Below are 18946 nucleotides of genomic sequence, written 5' to 3'. Positions count from 1 at the left end.
ACATGACGCGGCTGGGAGACGACAATGAGCTATTTCAAGACTGCCATGCTTTTGGCCGGTCTGACCGGCCTGTTTATGGGCGTCGGCTATCTGATCGGCGGCGCCACCGGCGCCATGATCGCGCTCGTGATCGCCGCCGCGACCAACCTGTTCGCCTACTGGAATTCGGACCGCATGGTGCTGTCGATGTACGGCGCCCATGAGGTCGATCAGAACAGTGCGCCTGACCTCGTCCGTCTCGTGGCCGAGCTTGCCGGCCGCGCCGGCCTGCCGATGCCGCGCGTGTTCTTGATGGACGAGGCGCAGCCCAACGCGTTCGCCACCGGCCGCAACCCTGAAAACGCGGCGGTCGCCGTCACCACGGGGCTGATGCATTCGCTCAGCCGCGAGGAGCTGGCCGGCGTGATTGCGCACGAACTTGCGCACATCAAGAACCACGATACGCTCTTGATGACGATCACCGCGACCATTGCCGGCGCGATCTCGATGCTGGCGCAGTTCGGCATGTTCTTTGGCGGCAACCGCGACAACAACAGCGGCCCCGGAATCATCGGCTCGATCGCGCTGATGGTGCTGGCCCCGCTTGGCGCCATGCTGGTGCAGATGGCGATCAGCCGCACCCGCGAATACGCCGCCGACAATCTCGGCGCGCGCATCGTCGGCCAGCCGATGTACCTTGCCTCAGCATTGGCCAAGATCGCCAACGCGGCGCATCAGGTGCCGAACCCGGAAGCCGAGCGCAATCCGGCGACGGCTCACATGTTCATCATCAACCCGCTGTCGGGGCAGGGCTACGACAATCTGTTCACGACCCATCCCTCGACCGAGAACCGGATCGCCGCCCTGCAACAACTCGCGGCGGAGATTGGCGCCGGTGGCATGCCTTCCGCCGGCGCGCGCGGCAACTATCCGCGCCGCACCCCGTGGGGCCGGCCCTCGGCCCCGCGCGGGCCGTGGGGATGAGTTGTCATTCCGTCGTCATTGCGAGCGGAGCGAAGCAATACCACCGTGCCACAAAGGAAGTAAGCATGGATTGCTTCGCTGCGCTCGCAATGACGGTTGCGTTGCGACGATACCGTCGCCCATTTCCGCCAATTTCCAAGCTCAGAACGCCGTGTAGCCGCCGTCGATCACGAAGCAATCCGCCGTATGGTAGGACGACGCCTGGCTCATGATGTACACCGCGATGCCGCCGAAATCCGCGGGCTCGCCGAAACGGCGCACCGGAATCCGCGGCATCACGTTGGCGACGAATTTCTCGTTGCCCATGATGCCGGCGGTCATGTCGCTCTTGATCCAGCCGGGCAGGATCGCGTTCGCGGTCACGCCGTAGCGCGCCAGTTCGACCGCGAGCGCCCGGCACAGCGCGTTCAACGCGGCCTTGGTGCCGGCATAATGCTCGTTGCGCGCGGTGCCGAACAGCGAGGCGAGGCTCGAGGTCGCGACCAGCCGGCCGAATCTGTCGCCGGCCTCGGCGCGCTCGGTCATGTGGCGGGCGGCGGCCTGGAACACGTGGAAGACGCCGTCGAGATTGGTGGCGAACATTTTCCGCCATTCCTCCTCGGTGCGGTCGATGAAGGCGCGCCGTCCACCGCCGCCGATGCCGGCGTTGGCAAAGCAGCCATCGACCCGGCCGAAAGTATCGAGCGTGGCCTTCATCGCCGCCTTGACCGAAGCCGGATCGGCGACGTCGCAGATCAGGCTGTGGACCTTGCCGGGGCCGGCCGCCATGGATGCCGCCGCGCGCTTGTTCTTCTCGGCGTTGCGGCCCCAGATCGAGACGTTGCAGCCCTGGGCGTTCAGCGCCTGGGCGATGCCGAGGCCGATGCCGCCATTGCCGCCGGTGATGACGGCGGTGCGGCCGGTGAGGTCGAAGATGCTCATGGGGTTTCCGTTCGTTGGGCGCCAAGTCGTGCGTTCAAGGGTGGGCAGATGCTCTGCTGCAACCATGGACAAGCGTGCCCGGAAAATCAAATATGGGCGCAAAGGTCGGATCCGGCGTGCCGGCCGATCGAATAGCGCGTAAACGCAACTCACGAGGAAACCATGCAGTTCAAGCACGTCACGCTCGATTTCGACGGCTCGGTCGCCATTCTCCGGCTCGACCACCAGGAGGTCATGAACGCGGTTTCGATGGACATGCTGGGGGGCCTTGCCGACGCGCTCGATGCGATCGAGGAGAAGCGGGCGGAGGTGCGCTGCCTGGTGCTGACCGGCGCCGGGCGCGCATTCTGCACCGGCGCCAATCTGCAGGGCCGCAACAACCAGAAGCCCGGCAAGAGCAACGCCGGCGCCTCGCTGGAGACAGGGTTTCATCCGTTCCTGCGCCGGCTGCGCAACCTGCATTGCCCGATCGTGTCGGCGGTCAACGGTCCGGCCGCCGGCGCCGGGATGAGTTTCGCGCTGATGGGCGACATGATCCTGTGCGCGCGCTCGTCGTATTTCCTGCAGGCGTTCCGCCGTATCGGCCTGGTGCCGGATTGCGGCTCGACGTGGCTATTGCCGCGTCTGATCGGCAAGGCGCGCTCGGTCGAATTATCGCTGATGGGCGAGCGGCTGCCGGCGGAAAAGGCGCTCGAATGGGGTCTCGTCAACCGCGTCCATGACGATGCCGTGTTGATGGAAGAGGCGATGAAGCTCGCGCACGAGCTTGCCAATGGCCCGACCGTCGCGCTGTCGCTGATCCGCAAGCTCTATTGGGACAGTCCGGAAAACTCCTTCGAGGAGCAGCTCAATCTCGAATTCGAGTCGCAGCGCGTCGCCGGCGCGGCGGAGGATTTCAAGGAAGGCGTCACCGCCTTCCTTGAGAAGCGTCCCGCCAAGTTCAGGGGCAAATGATCGAGGAACAACTCGGACGCTGCGTCGCTTCCTGGTATAAGGGGGCGAGCGGCGTCACGGGCGCCGCCAGGCTTTCCGGCGGCGCCAGCCAGGAAACCTGGACCTTCGACATCATTCACGCCGGCGGCGTCACCGGCGCCATCCTGCGCCGCGCGCCGCCGGGCTATGGCGCTTCGCCGGGACGGGCCTGCGGGCTCGATGCCGAAGCGGTGCTGATGCAGCTTGCGCACGACGCCGGCCTGCCGTCGCCGCGGGTGCTGCATGTGCTGCAGCCTGAGGACGGACTCGGCGCCGGCTTCATCATGCAGCGGATCGAGGGCGAGACCATCGCGCGCAAGATTCTGCGCGACGAGCAGTTCGCCAAAGCGCGACCGATGCTGGCGCGGCAGTTGGGCCAGGTGGCCGCGGGCATCCACAGCCTGCCGGCCTTGCGGCTGCCGAAACTGCGCGAGATGAACTCGACAAAGGAAATCGCCGACCTCGAACGCGAGTACCATGGCTTCGGCCGGCCGCGCCCGGTGTTCGAACTGGCGCTGCGCTGGCTGCGCGCGCACGATCCCGGGCCATCGCGCGAGTTGACGCTGGTGCATGGCGACTTCCGCCACGGCAACCTCGTCATCGGGCCCGACGGCGTGCGCGCGGTGCTGGATTGGGAGCTGGCGCATTTCGGCGACCCGATGGAGGATCTGGGCTGGCTCTGCGTCAACTCCTGGCGCTTCGGCGAGATCGACAAGCCGGTCGGGGGTTTCGGGTCACGGGAGGAATTGTTCGCCGGCTACGAGCAAGCCGGTCGCAAGGTCGACCCCGACCGCGTCAAGTTCTGGGAAGTGATGGGCACACTGCGCTGGGGCGTGATGTGTTGCGGCATGATGCAGCGGTTCCGGCAGGGGCCTGATCACTCGCTGGAACGCGCCATGATCGGCCGCCGCTCGTCGGAGACCGAGATCGATCTGCTCAGGCTGCTGGCTCCGAGGGAAAAATAATGCAGGACGAACCGACTCCCGAAGAGCTGGTCAAGGTGGTCGCGGATTTCCTCCGCAACGAGATCGCGCCCGCCATCAAGGGCCACAACGCCTTCAAGCTCCGCGTCGGCATCAATGCGCTCGACCTCGTCTCCCGCCAACTGGCGCTGGAGCAGGGCGGCGATGCGTCTGAGGCCGCGCGGCTGAAGCGGCTGCTCGGTGTGGACGGCTCGCTGCTGGAGTTAAACCGCGCACTGTCGGAAAAAATCGCCAGCGGCGAGCTTGACCTGCAGACGCCGGGACTGGCCGAGCATCTCTGGCAGACCACGATGGACAAGCTCGCCGTCGATCAGCCGAACTACGGGTCCTACAAGCGGGAGTTGGGAACGAAGTAGATGACTCTCCCCGTCATTCCGGGGCGAGCGTAAGCGAGAACCCGGAATCTCGAGATTCCGGGTCTGATGCTGGCGCATCATCCCGGAATGACGGCGGAAGGTGTATCACTTCCCCAGCCATTTCGGCGGGCGCTTCTCCGCAAACGCCTTTGGTCCCTCGATATAATCCTGCGAGGCCGCCATCGCCTTCACCGCCGGGTAGTCGCGTTGCTCGGCGATCGCCTGTTCCAGCGATACCGACAGGCCGCGCTGGATCGCCTGCTTGGAGGCGCGGATCGACATCGGCGAATTCTTGCAGATCGTCTCTGCCCAGCGCTCGGCGGCGGTGAGCGCTTCGCCTGCCGGCACGACCTCGTTGACGAAGCCGAGTTCGAGGCCTTCCTTGGCCGAGACGTGGCGGGCGGTGAGGATCATGCCCATGGCGCGCTTCAACCCGATCTGCCGCGGCAGCCGGTGCACGCCGCCGGCCAATGCGGCGAGGCCGACGCGCGGCTCGGGCAGCGCGAAGGTGGCATTCTCGGCGGCGATGATGAGGTCGCAGGCCAGCGCGATCTCGAAACCGCCGCCCATCGCCACGCCGTTGACGGCGGCGATGATCGGCTTGTCGCAGTCGAACCGCGAGGTCAGGCCGGCAAATCCGCCCTTGTCCCAGCCGCGCTTGCCGCCGGCGGCCTGCCATTTCAGATCGTTGCCGGCGCAGAACGCCTTGTCGCCGGCGCCGGTGACGATCGCGACCCACTGTTCTGGGTCGGCGGCGAAGTCGTCGAACACCTTGTCGAGCTCGAAATGCGCGTCGGTGTGCAGCGCGTTGTACACTTCCGGCCGCGACAGCGTGATGATGGTGATCGGCCCCTTGCGCGTCACCTTGGAGAATTTGAGGTCCATGTTGGCTCCCGTTTCCGATTTTCTGTGGCGAAGGATATTGGCGGCGATCATAGCGCCGGAGCGGCGTCCGATACCATCCAATTACGCAAGGCCCCCGCGCGCGCCAAGGTCGATTCCGTTGCTTGACTTGGGCGTCGTCTTCTCACCTAAATTGATCCGAGCAGGAGCGCTGTGTAGCGCCTAAACGCAATTCAAAACAAACGACATTTCCGGGAGATACCGCCTTGGACTTCAACCTGCCTGCCGACCTCACTGCCTATCTCGGTGAACTCGACCGCTTCATCGCCCGCGAGATCAAGCCGCTGGAGCAGGCCGACGACAATATCCGCTTCTTCGACCATCGCCGCGAATGGGCGCGCACCGATTTCGAGAACGGCGGATTGCCGCGGCACGAATGGGAAGCGCTGGTGCGCAAGGCCAAGAACCTCGCCGACGCCGCCGGCCATCTGCGCTTTGCTATCCCGAAGCGCTATGGCGGCAAGGACGGCTCCAATCTCTGGATGGCGGTGATCCGCGAGCACTTCGCCTCACAGGGCCTCGGCCTGCACAACGACCTGCAGAACGAACATTCGATCGTCGGCAATCTGCCCATCGTGACCATGCTCGACCGCTACGGCACCGAAGCGCAGAAGGCGATGATCGACGGCTCGATCACCGGCAAGTACCGCATCACCTTCGGCCTCACCGAGCCCAACCACGGTTCCGACGCCACCCACATGGAAACCAGGGCGGTGCCGGCGACGCGCGACAACGTCAAGGGCTGGCTCATCAACGGCGAGAAGATGTGGACCACGGGCATGCACGTCGCCACCCATTGCGCGCTGTTTGCGCGGACATCAGGCAATGACGGCGACGCCCGCGGCATCACCTGCCTGCTGGTGCCGGCCAAGAGCGAAGGCGTGAAGGTCGAGGAGTATATGTGGACCTTCAACATGCCGACGGATCATCCGCGCGTCAGCTTCACCGACGTCTTCGTGCCTGACGACGCGCTGTTCGGCGAGGTCGATCGCGGCCTGTCGCTGGCGCAGTGCTTCGTGCATGAGAACCGGATCCGGCAGGCGGCGAGTTCGCTTGGCGCGGCCGTCTACTGCATCAATGAAAGCGTCAAATATGCCCGCCAGCGGAAGCCGTTCGGCAAGGCGCTGGCCGAGAACCAGGCAATCCAGTGGCCGCTGGTGGAACTGGCGACGCAGGCAGAGATGCTCCGGCTGTTGATCCGCAAGACCGCATGGGAGATGGACCAGCTCACCCAGGCGCAGGTCGAGCATACGCTTTCCGACCGGGTGTCGATGTGCAATTTCTGGGCTAACCGGCTGTGCTGCGAGGCCGCCGACCGCGCGATGCAGGTGCATGGCGGCATGGGCTATTCGCGCCACAAGCCGTTCGAGCACATCTACCGCCACCACCGCCGCTACCGCATCACCGAAGGCAGCGAGGAAATCCAGAAGCGGAAAGTGGCGGGATTCCTGTTCGGCTATATGGGGGCGGGCAAGCATTAAGGGTCTGGGCGGCGCTGCCAGCCACGCATTCGTCGTCCCCCGCGAAGGCGGGGGATCCAGTACGCCGCGGCCCGTCGGTTCAATCACCGCTGTCTCTGGGATACTGGGTCACCCGCCTTCGCGGGTGACGACAACGGAGGATAATCAATTCACCTGGCGGTCCTTGCCCACCCAATAAGGATCCCGCAAGTTCCGCCGCAGGATCTTGCCGGAGGGATTGCGCGGCAGCGCCTCCAGGAAGTCCACCGATTTCGGCGTCTTGAAGCCGGCGATGCGCTCGCGGGTGAAGCTGATGATGTCGGCGGCGCTCGCCTGCTTGCCCGGCTTCATCACCACGATGGCCTTGACCGCCTCGCCCCATTTGTCGTCGGGGATGCCGATCACCGCGGCCTCGGCGACATCGGGGTGATCGCACAGCGCGCTTTCGACCTCGGCGGGGTAGATGTTCTCGCCGCCGGAGATGATCATGTCCTTGATGCGGTCGTGGATATAAAGGTAGCCGTCCTCATCCATGTAGCCGGCGTCGCCGGTACGCAGCCAGCCGTCGCTGCCGAGCGTCCTCGCGGTCGCCTCCGGCAGGTTCCAGTAACCGGCCATGTTGGAGCCGGAGCGGGTGGCGATCTCGCCGACCTGGCGCGGCGGCAATGGCTTGCCGTCGGGGTCGAGGATCGCGAGCTCAATGCCGGGCAGCGCCTTGCCGGCGGAGCGCATGCGCTCAAGCCCCTCGACATGGTCCTCGGGCGGAAGCGCGACGATGGTGCCGGTGGTCTCGGTCATGCCGTACATCTGCACGAAGCCGCATTTGAATACCTCGATGCACTCCTTGAGCAGGGCTGCGGGAATCGGCGAAGCGCCATAGAGCATGTATTTCAGCCGCGAGAAATCCACCTGCCGCGCGCGGGGCTGCCGCACCACGAACTGCATCGCGGCCGGCACCATGAACAGCTTGGTGATGCCGGACTGCTCGAAGAAGTCCAGCACCCTGGTCGGATCGAACTCGCGCGCGATCACGCCCTTGGCGCCGTGGTAGAGCCCCATCACGCCCCAGCCGGAGCCGCCGATGTGAAAGATCGGCATCGCCACCAGCGAGACGTCGTCGGTCGACCATTTGTTCCAGTCGGGCTTCTCGGCCTCGTTGCCGGTCTGCACCAGGTTGAGGAAGTTGGCGTGCGACAGCATCGCGCCCTTGGGCTTGCCCGTGGTGCCCGACGTATAAAGTTGGATCGCAATGTCCTTGGGGTTGATCGGAACCCTTGGATCGTCGCCGCTCTGGGCGTCGCGCCAGGCCGCAAAATCCTGACATTCCGGCGCGCCGCCTTCGGTCGTGATGACGGTGCGCAGTTCAGGCAGCTGCGGCTTTAGATTGCGGACCTGGGCGATGAATTCGGGGCCAACGAACAGCACTGGCGCCCTGCAGTCGGCGACGATGAAGGCCACTTCGGGGCCGGCGAGACGCCAGTTGACCGGCGCCATCACCACATTGGCCTTCATCGCACCCATCAGCAGTTCGAAATAGATGTCGCTGTTCTTGCCGAGATAGGCGATGCGCTGGCCCGGCTTGACGTCGAGCGCAATCAGCGCGTTGGCAACCCGGTTGGTCTTGACGTCGAACTCGGCGAAGCTGGTCCGGCGCCCTTCGAATTCATAGGCCGTTGCGCCGCCCAGGGTTCTGGCGCGGTCGCGCACCATGTCGGCAAGGTTGGCCGGTGGTTGCAAAGCGGACATGTCTCTCCCGTTCTGTTGTCTATCTTCTATCCGGCAGCATCACCCCCGCGCGGCGCGGTCCTTTTCGTTCTGCGCCTTGATCGAATCGCGCGCCTTGTTCCAGTCGGCGTCGCTCCAGTCGCGCAGCTGATAGAAGTTGCCGCCCATGGCCAGCGCCTGCGCGCCGTCCATGGCGATGGTCTCGCCGTTGATCCAGTCGCAGCCGCCGGAGATCAGGAACACCGCGAGGTTCTGCAGCTCCTCCATGGTGCCGACCCGGCCCATCGGGTTCTGCGCCTTGGTGCGCGCGCCGGCCTCGTCGCCCGGCTTGATGCGCTTGCTCATGCCTTCGGTCGGGATTTCGCCCGGTGCGATGGTGTTGAGCCGAATGCCGTACTTGCCCCATTCGACCGCGAGCGACATGGTCATGGCGTGGATCGCGGACTTGCTCATCGCCGACGGCACCACATAGGGCGAGCCGTTGCGAACCCAGGTCACCGTGATCGACACCACGTTGCCGGGTTGCCTGGCGGCGATCCAGCGCCGGCCCACCGCGTGCGTCACGTAGAACGTGCCGTGCATCACGATATTGGCGACGGCATCGAATCCGCGGGGCGAGAGCTCCTCCGACCGCGAGATGAAGTTGCCGGCCGCGTTGTTGATGAGATCGGTGAGGGGGCCGTCGCTCCAGATCGCCTCGACCATCTCGTCGACGGCCATCGCGTTGCGGATGTCGACGCCGTGGCTGACCACGCGCCCGCCGTGAAGGTCCATCAATTCGGTCGCGGTTTCGTCGCAGACGCCCTTGCGGCGACCGCAGATATGGACCTCGGCGCCAAGCTGGAGAAATCGCGCGGCCATGGACTTGCCGAGGCCGGTGCCGCCACCGGTCACGAGGATGCGTCGTCCGGCAAGAAGCTGATCGTTGAACATGGTTTCCACCCGGGGGATTTGTCTGTTAACTGGTTCGACTGACTAAATCTCGGCAACGCCGTGCTGTAAAGCGGCAAGCAATAAAGGGTGGAGGAACCTCTCATGGAGCAACGCGTCGCGATATCGATTTCGGGCGGCGTCGCCGATGTCCGGCTGGTGCGGGCCGACAAGATGAACGCACTCGATGCCGCGATGTTTGACGCGTTGGTGGCCGCGACCGAGCGGCTTGCCCATGAGAAGGGGGTGAGGGCGGTAGTATTGTCCGGCGAGGGGCGGGCATTCTGCGCCGGCCTCGATATGGGGCGCTTCGCCGCGATGAAGGAAAGCGGCGGCAACGGGGTTGCCGGCGGCGAGAAGCGCGACCTGTCGGCGCGCACCCATGGCCTGGCCAATTTCCCCCAGCAGGCGGTGTGGGGCTGGCGGCAGCTCCCGGTGCCTGTCATCGCCGCGATCCAGGGCGTGGCCTTCGGCGGCGGTTTCCAGCTCGCGCTCGGCGCCGACATGCGCTTCCTCGCGCCGGATGCGCGGATGTCGATCATGGAGATCAAGTGGGGGCTGGTTCCCGACATGGCCGGCACGCCGATTCTTGCCAGCCTCGTTCGCGACGATATCCTGCGCGAACTCACCTACACCGGCCGCGTCTTCTCGGCGCAGGAAGCCATGGGCTATGGTCTGGCAACGCGGATCTGCGACGATCCGCGCGCGGCAGCGCTGGAGGTCGCACGCGAGATCGCCGGCAAGAGCCCGGATGCGATCCGCGCCGCCAAGCGCATGCTCAATAACTTGTCCGTCGATCCCGGTCCGGCGCTGCTTGCCGAATCCGTCGAGCAGCAGAAGTTGCTCGGCAGTCCCAACCAGATCGAAGCCGTTCGCGCCAACATGGAAAAGCGCGCGCCAAGGTTCGCGGACGCGGGATAGATATCCTCCGTCATTCCGGGGCGATGCGCAGCATCGAACCCGGAATCTCGAGATTCCGGGCCTGGTCCTTCGGACCATCCCGGAATGACGGGAAGCTCCTGAACCCGACCACAGATCGGAAAGAGACAATGTCGACCTCATCCCTGTTCAACGGCATCATCAGCGGCGGTCGCAGGCGCAGCCATGAAGAGGTCGCCGATCGCTCCGAACGCATCGCCGACGGACTGCACAAGCTCGGCGTCCGGCAGGGCGACAGCGTCTGCATGTTGATGCGCAACGACATCGCCTTCATCGAGGCGGCCTACGCCGCGATGCGGCTCGGCGCCTATGGCGTGCCGGTGAACTGGCATTTCAAGCCGGAGGAAATCAACTACGTCCTGAAGGACTCCGGCACGTCGGTCCTGATCGCGCATGCCGACCTCCTGCATCAGCTGCGCGAGGCGATACCATCAGGCGTCACCGCGCTCGGCGTGCCGACGCCGCCGGAAATACTTGGGCACTACAAGATCGACCCCGATCATCTCGCGGTGCCCGGCTTCGCCATCGATTTCGAATCCTGGCTCAAGCAAAATGCGCGCTATGACGGGCCGGTGGTGCCGCAACCGCAGAACATGATCTACACCTCGGGCACCACGGGTCATCCCAAGGGCGTGCGCCGCGCCGCGCCGACGCCGGAGCAAATCGCCAACGCCGAACGGATGCGCGGGATGATCTACGGCCTCAAGCCGGGCGCCCGGGCGCTGCTGCCCGGGCCGCTCTACCATTCCGCGCCGAATTCGTTCGGCCTGCGCGCCGGCCGTCTCGGCGGCGCGCTGGTGATCATGCCCCGCTTCGAGCCGGAGGAATTTCTGCGGGTGGTCGAGACCGAAAAGATCGACACCATCTTCATGGTGCCGACCATGTTCATCCGCCTGATGAAGCTGCCGGCGCAGGTCCGCAGCAAGTACGACATGTCGTCGCTGCGCCATGTCATCCATGCCGCCGCGCCATGTCCGGCTGACGTCAAGCGCGCGATGATCGAATGGTGGGGGCCGGTGATCTATGAGTTCTACGGCTCCACCGAGTCCGGCGCGGTCACCTTCGCCAATTCCGAGGACGCGCTGAAGAAACCCGGCACCGTCGGCAGGATCGCCCCGGGCGCGGAGCTGCGTTTCATCGGCGACGACGGAACGGAACTGTCGCAGGGTGAGATCGGCGAGATCTATTCGCGGATCGCCGGCAATCCCGATTTCACCTATCACAACAAGCCGGAAAAGCGGGCCGAGATCGAGCGGGAGGGGTTCATCACCTCGGGCGACGTCGGCTACATCGACGCCGACGGCTATGTCTTCATCTGCGACCGCAAGCGCGACATGGTGATTTCAGGCGGCGTCAACATCTACCCCGCGGAGATCGAGGCGGCGCTGCACGCGATACCGGGCGTGCATGATTGCGCGGTGTTCGGCATTCCCGATCCGGAGTTCGGCGAGGCGCTGATGGCGGTCGTGGAGCCGCAGCCGGGCGTCGTCCTCGACCTCGCCGCCATCCGCGCGCAGCTCAGGGTGTCGCTGGCCGACTACAAGGTGCCCCGGCAGATCGAAATCCAGGCCAACCTGCCCCGGGAGGATTCCGGCAAGATCTTCAAGCGCCGTCTGCGCGATCCCTATTGGGAGCGGGCGGGGCGGAGGATTTAGCGGGCTGCGGTCGCCGCAACGCCTGCAGTGGCGGCGAGAACGGTGTCTCACATCTTTACCTTGCACTGCGGCAAGAAAGTTGCACACTCGGAACCGCCGGGGCCATTTCTGAGGTAGCCAAGCCATGTCTTCCCAGATCGTGCCCTCCATATTGCCATCCGGACCCGAGGATCGGTCCCATCGCAGCGAGGAGGCGCTGGCGCTGGAGGAAGACGCGCGGCTGCGGACCGACATCCGGCTGCTCGGTCGCATCCTCGGCGACACCGTGCGCGACCAGGAGGGCGCCGAGGTGTTCGACCTGGTGGAGCGCATCAGGCAGACCTCGATCAGGTTCCATCGCGACGAGGACAGCCAGGCGCGGCGGGAGCTGGAACTGATCCTCGACAGCATGTCGACCAGCCAGACCGTGCGGATCGTCCGCGCCTTCAGCTATTTCTCGCATCTCGCCAATATCGCCGAGGACCAGAACAACATCCGGCAGATGCGGGCGCGCGCGACGGCCGGCGGCACGCCGCGTCCGGGCACGCTGCCCTTGACGCTGGCGCATGCGCGCGGGGCGGGCTTCAGCGCGGCCGATCTGCGGAAATTCTTCGCGGGAGCCCTGGTCAGCCCGGTCCTGACCGCGCATCCCACCGAAGTGCGCCGCAAGAGCACGATCGACCGCGAGATGGAGATCGCGGCGTTGCTGGACCGACGCGAGCGGGTGCAGCTGACGCCGGAGGAAAACGCGGCCAGCGACGAGCAGCTGCGCCGCGCCGTGCTGACGCTGTGGCAGACCAACCTGCTGCGCCGGACCAAGCTGACCGTGCTCGATGAGGTCGCCAACGGCCTGTCATTCTACGATTACACCTTCCTGCGCGAGGTGCCGCGGCTGCATTGCGCGCTGGAGGACGAGCTGAACGAGGGCGAGGGCGCGGCAGGGGGCGAACTGGCGTCGTTCCTGCGGATGGGAAGCTGGATCGGCGGCGACCGCGACGGCAACCCGTTCGTCACGGCGGACGTGATGCGCGGCACGCTCGGGCTGCAGTCGAGCCGGGTGCTGCGCTTCTATCTCGAGGAGCTGCACGTGCTCGGTTCCGAACTGTCGCTCGCCGCGCATCTTGCCGATGTCTCGAAGGATTTGCGCGCGCTCGCCGAGCGCTCGCCGGACAAGTCGCCGCATCGAAGCGGCGAGCCGTACCGACTCGCGGTATCCGGCATCTATGCCCGGCTCACCGCGACCGCGCTGAGGCTGGATGTCGGAATCACCCGGCGGCCGGTCGGCGAAGCCGCTCCTTATGCCGATGTCGCGGAGTTCAAGGCTGATCTGGACATTCTCTATCGCTCGCTGATCGCGAACAATTCGGGCGTGATCGCGCGCGGGCGGCTGCGGCTGTTGCGCCGCGCCGTGGATTGCTTCGGCTTCTACCTCGCACGGCTGGATATCCGGCAAAACTCCGCCGTGCATGAACGCACCGTCGCGGAGTTGATCGACGCGGCGATGCCCGGGATGTCCTATCTGTCGCTGAGCGAAGAGGCCCGCGTTGCGCTGCTCGCAAAGGAACTGGGCAACGCGCGGCCGCTGACGTCGACGTTCGTGAAGTACAGCGAGGAAACGCAAGGCGAGCTCGCTTTGTTCCACACGGCGGCCGAGGCCCACGCCAAATTCGGCGGCAACGCCATTCCCCAATGCATCATCTCCATGTGCAAGGGCATGTCCGACATGCTCGAGGTTGCGCTGCTGCTGAAGGAAGCCGGCCTCATCCATCCCTCGGGCCGCAGCGCGATCAATATCGTGCCGCTGTTCGAGACCATCGAGGATCTGCAGGCGTCGAGCAGCATCATGGATCGCATGCTGTCGTTGCACGACTACCGCAAGCTGGTCGACAGCCGCGGCGCGGTCCAGGAGGTGATGCTGGGCTATTCCGACAGCAACAAGGACGGCGGTTTCGTCACCTCGGGCTGGGAGCTTTACAAGGCCGAGATCGAACTGGTCGAGGTATTCAAGCGACATGGCGTGCGGCTTCGGCTGTTCCACGGCCGCGGCGGCTCGGTCGGCCGTGGCGGCGGGCCGAGCTATGACGCCATTATCGCCCAGCCCGGCGGCGCGGTAGACGGCCAGATCCGGATCACCGAGCAGGGCGAGATCATCTCCAGCAAATACTCCAACGCCGAAGTCGGTCGCAGCAATCTTGAGATTCTCGCCGCGGCGACGCTGGAGGCAAGCTTGCTGCAGCCCCGGCATAGCGCGCCGCGCGCCGAATATCTGGAGGCGATGGAACAGTTGTCGGCGCTGGCCTTCAAGGCCTATCGCGGGCTGGTCTATGAAACCGAGGGTTTCGCCGACTACTTCTGGTCCTCCACCGTCATCACCGAGATCGCCACGCTGAACATCGGAAGCCGTCCGGCCTCACGCAAGAAGACCCGAGAGATCGAGGATCTGCGCGCCATTCCCTGGGTGTTCAGCTGGGCGCAATGCCGCCTGATGCTGCCGGGCTGGTACGGCTTCGGCTCCGCGGTCGAAGCCTGGATCGCCGCCAACCCGGACAAGGGCATGCCGTTCCTGCGCGAACTCTATCGCGAGTGGCCGTTCTTCCGCACGCTGCTGTCGAACATGGACATGGTGCTGGCCAAGAGCTCGATTGCGATTGCCTCGCGCTATGCCGAACTGGTGCCTGACGTCGCCCTGCGCGAAAGCATTTTTGGCCGTATCCGGCGCGAATGGCACGCCTCGATCGAGACGTTGCTTGACATCATGGGGCACGAGCGATTGCTGCAGGGCAACCGGCTGCTGGAACGCTCGATCCGCAACCGCTTCCCCTATCTCGACCCGCTCAACCACGTGCAGGTGGAATTGCTGAAGGAGCACCGCGCGCAGAACCCCGATGAGGCGGTGCTGCGCGGCATCCAGATCACCATCAATGGGATCTCAGCGGGCTTGAGGAACAGCGGATAGCAAAGAACGTGAGTAGCGAATGGCGAATGGCGAATGGAAGGACCATTCGCTATTCGCCACTCGCCCTTCGCGACCTCAGACCGGATCCCACGGGAAAATGTCCGCAGAGCGGTCGAGCTTGTAGAACGATCCCTTCAGCGCTGGCATGGCGTGCTCGGCGATGGTCTGCGGCGTCCAGCCTTCGCTGCGCTGCACCGAGCGCAGCGGTCGGTTCTGGCTGAACAGGAAGATCTCGTTCATCCGCACGCCGAAGATCTGCCCGCTGACGTCCTTGGCGGCGTCGCTGAGCAGAAAGGCACACATCGGCGCGATCTTCTCCGGGCCCATCTGCTTGATCTTCTCGACCCGCGCCTTCTCGGCCTCCGTCTCGGTCGGGATCGTGCCGATCATCCGGGTCCAGGCGAACGGCGAAACACAGTTGGAGCGCACGTTGAAGCGGCCCATGTCCAGCGCGATCGACTTCGACAGGCCGACGATGCCGAGCTTGGCAGCGGCGTAGTTGGCCTGGCCGAAATTGCCGATCAGGCCCGAAGTCGAGGTGAAGTGCACGAACGAGCCGCTTTCCTGCTCGCGGAACAGCCTTGCGGCGGCGTGGGAAACGTAGAACGAGCCCATCAGGTGGACCTTGATGACGGCCTCGAAGGCCTCCACGCTCATCTTGTGGAAGATCATGTCGCGCAGAATGCCGGCATTGTTGACCACGCCGTCGAGGCGGCCAAAATGATCAGTCGCGGTCTTCACGATCTTGCTCGCGGGGATTGCTTCCGCCACCGACTCGAAGTTGGGGACCGCGGTGCCGCCGCGCTTCTTGATCTCCTCGACTACTTCCTCGGCGGGAGCAGCGCTCGAACCGGCGCCGTCAGCGGCGACGCCGGGATCGTTGACGACGACCTTGGCGCCTTCCGCCGCGCAGAGCAGCGCGATCTCGCGCCCGATGCCGCGGCCCGCGCCGGTGACGACGATGACCTTGTCTTGCAATGATTTCGCCATGGGGTTCTCCTGTTGTCTTGGTCATTCCGGGATGGTCCGAAGGACCAGACCCGGAATCTCGAGATTCCGGGTTCGCGCTTCGCGCGCCCCGGAATGACGAAAGGTGATTACTTCTCGTTCGTAAAGATGATCGTGCCTGATGCAGCGAACATGCCGCCGACGCCGTGGCAGACCGAGATTTTGGCGTCCTTGACCTGCGCCGGCGCGATGCCGCGCATCTGCCGCACGCTCTCCTGCAGCGCGTACATGCCGTACATGCCGGAATGCATGTAGCTCAGGCCGCCGCCATTGGTGTTGAGCGGCAGCTTGCCGCCGGGGCGGGTGTGGCCGTCGGCGATGAACTTGCCGGTCTCCTCATGCGGCATGAAGCCGAGATCGCCGAGGCCGTAGAGCGGCAGATGCGCGAAAGCGTCGTAGACCATCAGATGATCGACGTCCTTGTGGGCGATGCCCGCTTCCCTGAACGCGGCCGGCCCCGCAACCTTGAAGGCGCGCGAGGAGTTGAAGGTCGCCATCTGGCTGACCATCGGCGTTTCCACGCTCTCGCCGGTGCCCGCGATGTAAACCGGCTTTCTTGGAAAGTCTCTGGCGCGATCGGCCGAGGTCAGGATCAGCGCGCCGCCGCCGTCGGTGACGAGACAGCATTGCAGGATGCGGAACGGGTAGGCGATCATCCGCGAATTCAGCACGTCCTCGACCGTGATCGGCGTCTTCATGGTGGCGCGCGGATTCTTCGCGGCCCACTCCCGCTGCACCACGGCGACCATGGCGATCTGCTCATGGGTGATGCCGTAGGTCTTCATGTAGCGCAGCACGGGAATCGGAAACATGCTGGGCGGGCCGTAGACGCCGAACGGCGACTCGAACTGGCCGTTCAGGCTGTCAGGCGGCGTCGAGCGCGGCTGCTTGCCGATCATCGACTTGCCGCTTTCGGCATGCGTGATCAGCACGGTCTTGCACAGCCCGGCCTCGATCGCGGCCGCGGCGTGGCGGACATGCAGCATGAACGAACAGCCGCCGACCGAGGTGCCGTCGACCCAGGTCGGCGTGATGCCGAGGTAATGGGCGATCTGCTGCGGGGTCTCGACCGCGGTGGCGATGCCGTCGATGTCGGACAGCTTCAGTCCGGCGTCGGCGATGGCGTTGAGCGCCGCATCGGCGTGGAGCTGGATCTGCGACACGTTCGGAATGACGCCGAGCTCAGTGGTCTCGGCTGCGCCGACGACGGCGACTGCGTTCTTGCGCATGGTGCCTAGCCCTTCGCCGGACGGAACTGGGGGAGGGTGATCGCATCGTCGAGCTTCTCGAACGCGACCTCGAGCTTCATGTCGAGTTCGAGCGCCTCGGGCGTCTGCGGGCAGTCGACGATGTTGCTCATCATCCGCGGACCCTCGTCGAGTTCAACGATGGCGATGGCGTAGGGCGGGGTGAAACCGGGGGCCGCCGGGCGGTGGTTGATGACATAGCTGTAGAGCTTGCCCTTGCCGCTCGCCTTGAACACCGAGACCTTGCGTGAGGCGCAGGAGGGGCAGAACGGCCGCGGCGGGAAATAGACGTTGGCGCAGGCGTCGCAGCGCTGCAGGCGCAGCTCCCCACCCCTGGTGCCGTCCCAGAAATGCTGGGTCTCCGGCGTCGGTTTTGGTTTAGCGCGCGCGGGCTCCGCCATTTCGGCCACTCCTCCCTGAGATACGGGCGTCGGCCCGCGTTTCCATGATCTTGATGCGACAATTGACTATTCCCGGTCAACGGTCCAGCGGCGCTGTCGCATGGCCGCATCCTGTGGGCCACAGCGCTTGTATGCCGGCGATTTTCCGCGCTAGGGTATTTCTTGGTGCGACACGCGACCGGTCGGCGGGGACGATGGAGACAACGTGCGAACGATCCGAATAGGGTCCGGCGCCGGTTATTCCGGCGATCGCATCGAGCCCGCGATCGAGCTCGCCGAAAAAGGCGAGATTCAATACCTCGTGTTCGAATGCCTGGGCGAGCGAACGGTGGCGCTGGCGCAGCAGGCGCGGATGAAGAATCCGGAAAGCGGATATGATCCGTTGCTTGAGGAGCGGATGCGCGCGGTGCTGCCGATCTGCGCCGCCAGGGGCATCAGGATCGTCACCAATATGGGCGCGGCCAATCCGGAAGCCGCGGCGCGCAAAACCGCCGAGATCGCCAGGTCGCTCGGATTGTCCGCGCTGAAGGTCGCCGCCGTGGTCGGCGACGACGTGATCGATGCCTGCAAGGACGGCGATCTCGGGATCATGGAGTTCGAGGGCACGGTCCGGCAGCTCGGCAACCGGCTGTTGTCCGCTAACGCCTATCTCGGCGCCGAGCCGATGGCGCAGGCGCTGACGGCGGGCGCCGACATCGTCATTACCGGGCGCGCGTCCGATCCGGCGCTGTTTCTGGCGCCGATGATCCATGCCTTCGGATGGTCGATGGATGACTGGAACCTGCTCGGGCAGGGCACGGTCGCCGGGCATTTGCTGGAATGCGCCGGCCAGATCACCGGCGGCTACTTCGCTGATCCCGGCTATAAGGACGTTCCCGATCTCGCGCGGCTCGGTTTTCCAATTGGCGAGGTCGGCGAGGACGGCGATCTGGTCATCACCAAGGTTCCAGGTTCCGGCGGTGCGGTGACGGCGCGCACCTGCAAGGAGCAGCTATTGTACGAGGTGCATGACCCCACCCGATATTTTCAGCCGGACGTGGTCGCCGATTTTTCGCAGGTGAAGGTCGAGGAGATCGGGCCCGATCGCGTTCGCGTCAGCGGCGGGCGTGGCACGAAGCGCACCGACACGCTCAAGGTGTCGGTCGGCTATGTCGACGGCTATATCGGCGAGGGCCAGATTTCCTACGCCGGCCCGGGCGCCCTGGCACGCGGGCGGCTGGCGCTGGAGATTGTCCGCGAGCGGCTGAAGCTGACCGGTGTCGCCGCGAGTGAATGGCGGTTTGAGCTCGTCGGCGTCGATTCCCTGCATGGGCCCGATGTCTCCGCGCGCGCCAACGAACCCTATGAGGTGCGGGTTCGCGTCGCCGGGCGCACCGAGAGCCTGCGCGAGGCGGTCAGGATCGGCAACGAGGTCGAGACCCTTTATACCAACGGCCCGGCGGCTGGTGGCGGGGCTTGGAAATCGGCGCGGGACGTGGTCGCGGTGGCCTCGGTGTTGCTGCCGCGCGAACTGGCCAGGCCGCAGATCCGCTTCGTGGGGGCGTAGCG

General features: G+C 65.2%; 16 protein-coding genes. 9 read left to right on the top strand and 7 right to left on the bottom strand.

Annotated elements, in window-relative coordinates; all coding sequences use genetic code 11:
- Positions 1–24 precede the first annotated feature (24 nt).
- On the top strand, positions 25–963 hold the full coding sequence (htpX, locus tag Q0D31_RS04035; RefSeq protein WP_291845590.1) for a zinc metalloprotease HtpX: 939 nt from the start codon (positions 25–27) through the stop codon (positions 961–963).
- Positions 964–1104: 141 nt separating this feature from the next.
- Here htpX and Q0D31_RS04030 read toward each other — a convergent pair whose 3' ends face one another.
- Positions 1105–1884 (bottom strand): SDR family oxidoreductase, encoded by a 780-nt coding sequence (locus tag Q0D31_RS04030; protein ID WP_291845588.1) that lies wholly within the window; start codon positions 1882–1884, stop codon positions 1105–1107.
- Positions 1885–2046: 162 nt separating this feature from the next.
- Between Q0D31_RS04030 and Q0D31_RS04025 the strand changes: the two genes are divergently transcribed.
- From Q0D31_RS04025 to Q0D31_RS04015, 3 genes are read left to right on the top strand one after another with little or no spacing between them, the layout of a single operon-like run.
- Positions 2047–2838: an enoyl-CoA hydratase/isomerase gene (locus Q0D31_RS04025; RefSeq protein WP_291845585.1), complete on the top strand. Its 792-nt coding sequence runs from the start codon at positions 2047–2049 to the stop codon at positions 2836–2838.
- Entirely contained in the window at positions 2835–3821 is a 987-nt protein-coding gene (locus Q0D31_RS04020) for a phosphotransferase family protein (RefSeq protein ID WP_291845583.1), read from the top strand. Before Q0D31_RS04025 ends, Q0D31_RS04020 begins: the two co-directional genes overlap by 4 nt.
- Positions 3821–4195, top strand: coding sequence for a DUF6285 domain-containing protein (locus Q0D31_RS04015; protein WP_291845580.1), 375 nt, complete (start codon positions 3821–3823; stop codon positions 4193–4195). The genes Q0D31_RS04020 and Q0D31_RS04015 overlap by 1 nt, the downstream gene beginning before the upstream one ends.
- Before the next feature lie 105 nt (positions 4196–4300).
- On the opposite strand, the gene Q0D31_RS04010 is transcribed toward Q0D31_RS04015, so the two are convergent.
- Positions 4301–5080 (bottom strand): enoyl-CoA hydratase-related protein, encoded by a 780-nt coding sequence (locus tag Q0D31_RS04010; protein ID WP_291845573.1) that lies wholly within the window; start codon positions 5078–5080, stop codon positions 4301–4303.
- Positions 5081–5304: 224 nt separating this feature from the next.
- On the opposite strand from Q0D31_RS04010, the gene Q0D31_RS04005 reads away from it, so the two are divergent.
- Positions 5305–6579 carry an acyl-CoA dehydrogenase family protein gene (locus tag Q0D31_RS04005; protein ID WP_291845560.1) on the top strand — a complete coding sequence of 425 codons (1275 nt, stop codon included), beginning with the start codon at positions 5305–5307 and terminating at the stop codon, positions 6577–6579.
- 144 nt (positions 6580–6723) lie between these two features.
- On the opposite strand, the gene Q0D31_RS04000 is transcribed toward Q0D31_RS04005, so the two are convergent.
- Together Q0D31_RS04000 and Q0D31_RS03995 are read right to left on the bottom strand one after the other, a co-directional pair.
- Positions 6724–8304 (bottom strand): fatty acid--CoA ligase, encoded by a 1581-nt coding sequence (locus Q0D31_RS04000; protein ID WP_291845548.1) that lies wholly within the window; start codon positions 8302–8304, stop codon positions 6724–6726.
- A gap of 39 nt (positions 8305–8343) precedes the next feature.
- Positions 8344–9216, bottom strand: coding sequence for an SDR family oxidoreductase (locus tag Q0D31_RS03995; RefSeq protein WP_291845536.1), 873 nt, complete (start codon positions 9214–9216; stop codon positions 8344–8346).
- Positions 9217–9318: 102 nt separating this feature from the next.
- Between Q0D31_RS03995 and Q0D31_RS03990 the strand changes: the two genes are divergently transcribed.
- The 3 genes from Q0D31_RS03990 (at position 9319) to ppc (ending at position 14742) form a co-directional block, all read left to right on the top strand.
- Positions 9319–10134: a crotonase/enoyl-CoA hydratase family protein gene (locus Q0D31_RS03990; protein WP_291845524.1), complete on the top strand. Its 816-nt coding sequence runs from the start codon at positions 9319–9321 to the stop codon at positions 10132–10134.
- 128 nt (positions 10135–10262) lie between these two features.
- On the top strand, positions 10263–11807 hold the full coding sequence (locus Q0D31_RS03985) for an acyl-CoA synthetase (RefSeq protein WP_291845517.1): 1545 nt from the start codon (positions 10263–10265) through the stop codon (positions 11805–11807).
- Between the two features lie 124 nt (positions 11808–11931).
- Entirely contained in the window at positions 11932–14742 is a 2811-nt protein-coding gene (gene ppc / locus Q0D31_RS03980; protein ID WP_291845510.1) for a phosphoenolpyruvate carboxylase, read from the top strand.
- A 75-nt stretch (positions 14743–14817) separates the two neighbouring features.
- Here the strand turns inward: ppc and Q0D31_RS03975 are convergent, their stop codons facing one another.
- The 3 genes from Q0D31_RS03975 to Q0D31_RS03965 form a co-directional block, all read right to left on the bottom strand.
- Positions 14818–15732: an SDR family oxidoreductase gene (locus Q0D31_RS03975; protein WP_291845500.1), complete on the bottom strand. Its 915-nt coding sequence runs from the start codon at positions 15730–15732 to the stop codon at positions 14818–14820.
- A gap of 107 nt (positions 15733–15839) precedes the next feature.
- On the bottom strand, positions 15840–16979 hold the full coding sequence (locus tag Q0D31_RS03970) for a thiolase (protein WP_291845491.1): 1140 nt from the start codon (positions 16977–16979) through the stop codon (positions 15840–15842).
- Between the two features lie 5 nt (positions 16980–16984).
- The gene (locus tag Q0D31_RS03965; protein ID WP_291845485.1) at positions 16985–17398 is read right to left on the bottom strand and encodes a Zn-ribbon domain-containing OB-fold protein; all 414 of its coding nucleotides are present in this window, start codon (positions 17396–17398) and stop codon (positions 16985–16987) included.
- A gap of 205 nt (positions 17399–17603) precedes the next feature.
- On the opposite strand from Q0D31_RS03965, the gene Q0D31_RS03960 reads away from it, so the two are divergent.
- A complete protein-coding gene (locus tag Q0D31_RS03960) occupies positions 17604–18944 on the top strand; it encodes an acyclic terpene utilization AtuA family protein (RefSeq protein WP_291845480.1) in 1341 nt (446 codons plus the stop codon).
- The last annotated feature ends 2 nt before the right edge of the window (positions 18945–18946 follow it).

The sequence above is a fragment of the Bradyrhizobium sp. genome (assembly GCF_022844465.1).
Taxonomy (GTDB): domain Bacteria; phylum Pseudomonadota; class Alphaproteobacteria; order Rhizobiales; family Xanthobacteraceae; genus Bradyrhizobium.
This window is presented reverse-complemented; position numbering and strand designations above follow the sequence as displayed.

What these genes read in the sequence shown, in the direction of transcription:
- ppc (WP_291845510.1), top strand. Translation starts at nt 11,932, where the DNA reads ATGTCTTCCCAGATCGTGCCCTCCATATTGCCATCCGGACCCGAGGAT.
- htpX (WP_291845590.1), top strand. Translation starts at nt 25, where the DNA reads ATGAGCTATTTCAAGACTGCCATGCTTTTGGCCGGTCTGACCGGCCTG.
- Q0D31_RS03990 (WP_291845524.1), top strand. Translation starts at nt 9,319, where the DNA reads ATGGAGCAACGCGTCGCGATATCGATTTCGGGCGGCGTCGCCGATGTC.
- Q0D31_RS03970 (WP_291845491.1), bottom strand. Translation starts at nt 16,979, where the DNA reads ATGCGCAAGAACGCAGTCGCCGTCGTCGGCGCAGCCGAGACCACTGAG.
- Q0D31_RS03975 (WP_291845500.1), bottom strand. Translation starts at nt 15,732, where the DNA reads ATGGCGAAATCATTGCAAGACAAGGTCATCGTCGTCACCGGCGCGGGC.
- Q0D31_RS03965 (WP_291845485.1), bottom strand. Translation starts at nt 17,398, where the DNA reads ATGGCGGAGCCCGCGCGCGCTAAACCAAAACCGACGCCGGAGACCCAG.
- Q0D31_RS03995 (WP_291845536.1), bottom strand. Translation starts at nt 9,216, where the DNA reads ATGTTCAACGATCAGCTTCTTGCCGGACGACGCATCCTCGTGACCGGT.
- Q0D31_RS04000 (WP_291845548.1), bottom strand. Translation starts at nt 8,304, where the DNA reads ATGTCCGCTTTGCAACCACCGGCCAACCTTGCCGACATGGTGCGCGAC.
- Q0D31_RS04010 (WP_291845573.1), bottom strand. Translation starts at nt 5,080, where the DNA reads ATGGACCTCAAATTCTCCAAGGTGACGCGCAAGGGGCCGATCACCATC.
- Q0D31_RS03985 (WP_291845517.1), top strand. Translation starts at nt 10,263, where the DNA reads ATGTCGACCTCATCCCTGTTCAACGGCATCATCAGCGGCGGTCGCAGG.
- Q0D31_RS04025 (WP_291845585.1), top strand. Translation starts at nt 2,047, where the DNA reads ATGCAGTTCAAGCACGTCACGCTCGATTTCGACGGCTCGGTCGCCATT.
- Q0D31_RS04030 (WP_291845588.1), bottom strand. Translation starts at nt 1,884, where the DNA reads ATGAGCATCTTCGACCTCACCGGCCGCACCGCCGTCATCACCGGCGGC.
- Q0D31_RS04020 (WP_291845583.1), top strand. Translation starts at nt 2,835, where the DNA reads ATGATCGAGGAACAACTCGGACGCTGCGTCGCTTCCTGGTATAAGGGG.
- Q0D31_RS04015 (WP_291845580.1), top strand. Translation starts at nt 3,821, where the DNA reads ATGCAGGACGAACCGACTCCCGAAGAGCTGGTCAAGGTGGTCGCGGAT.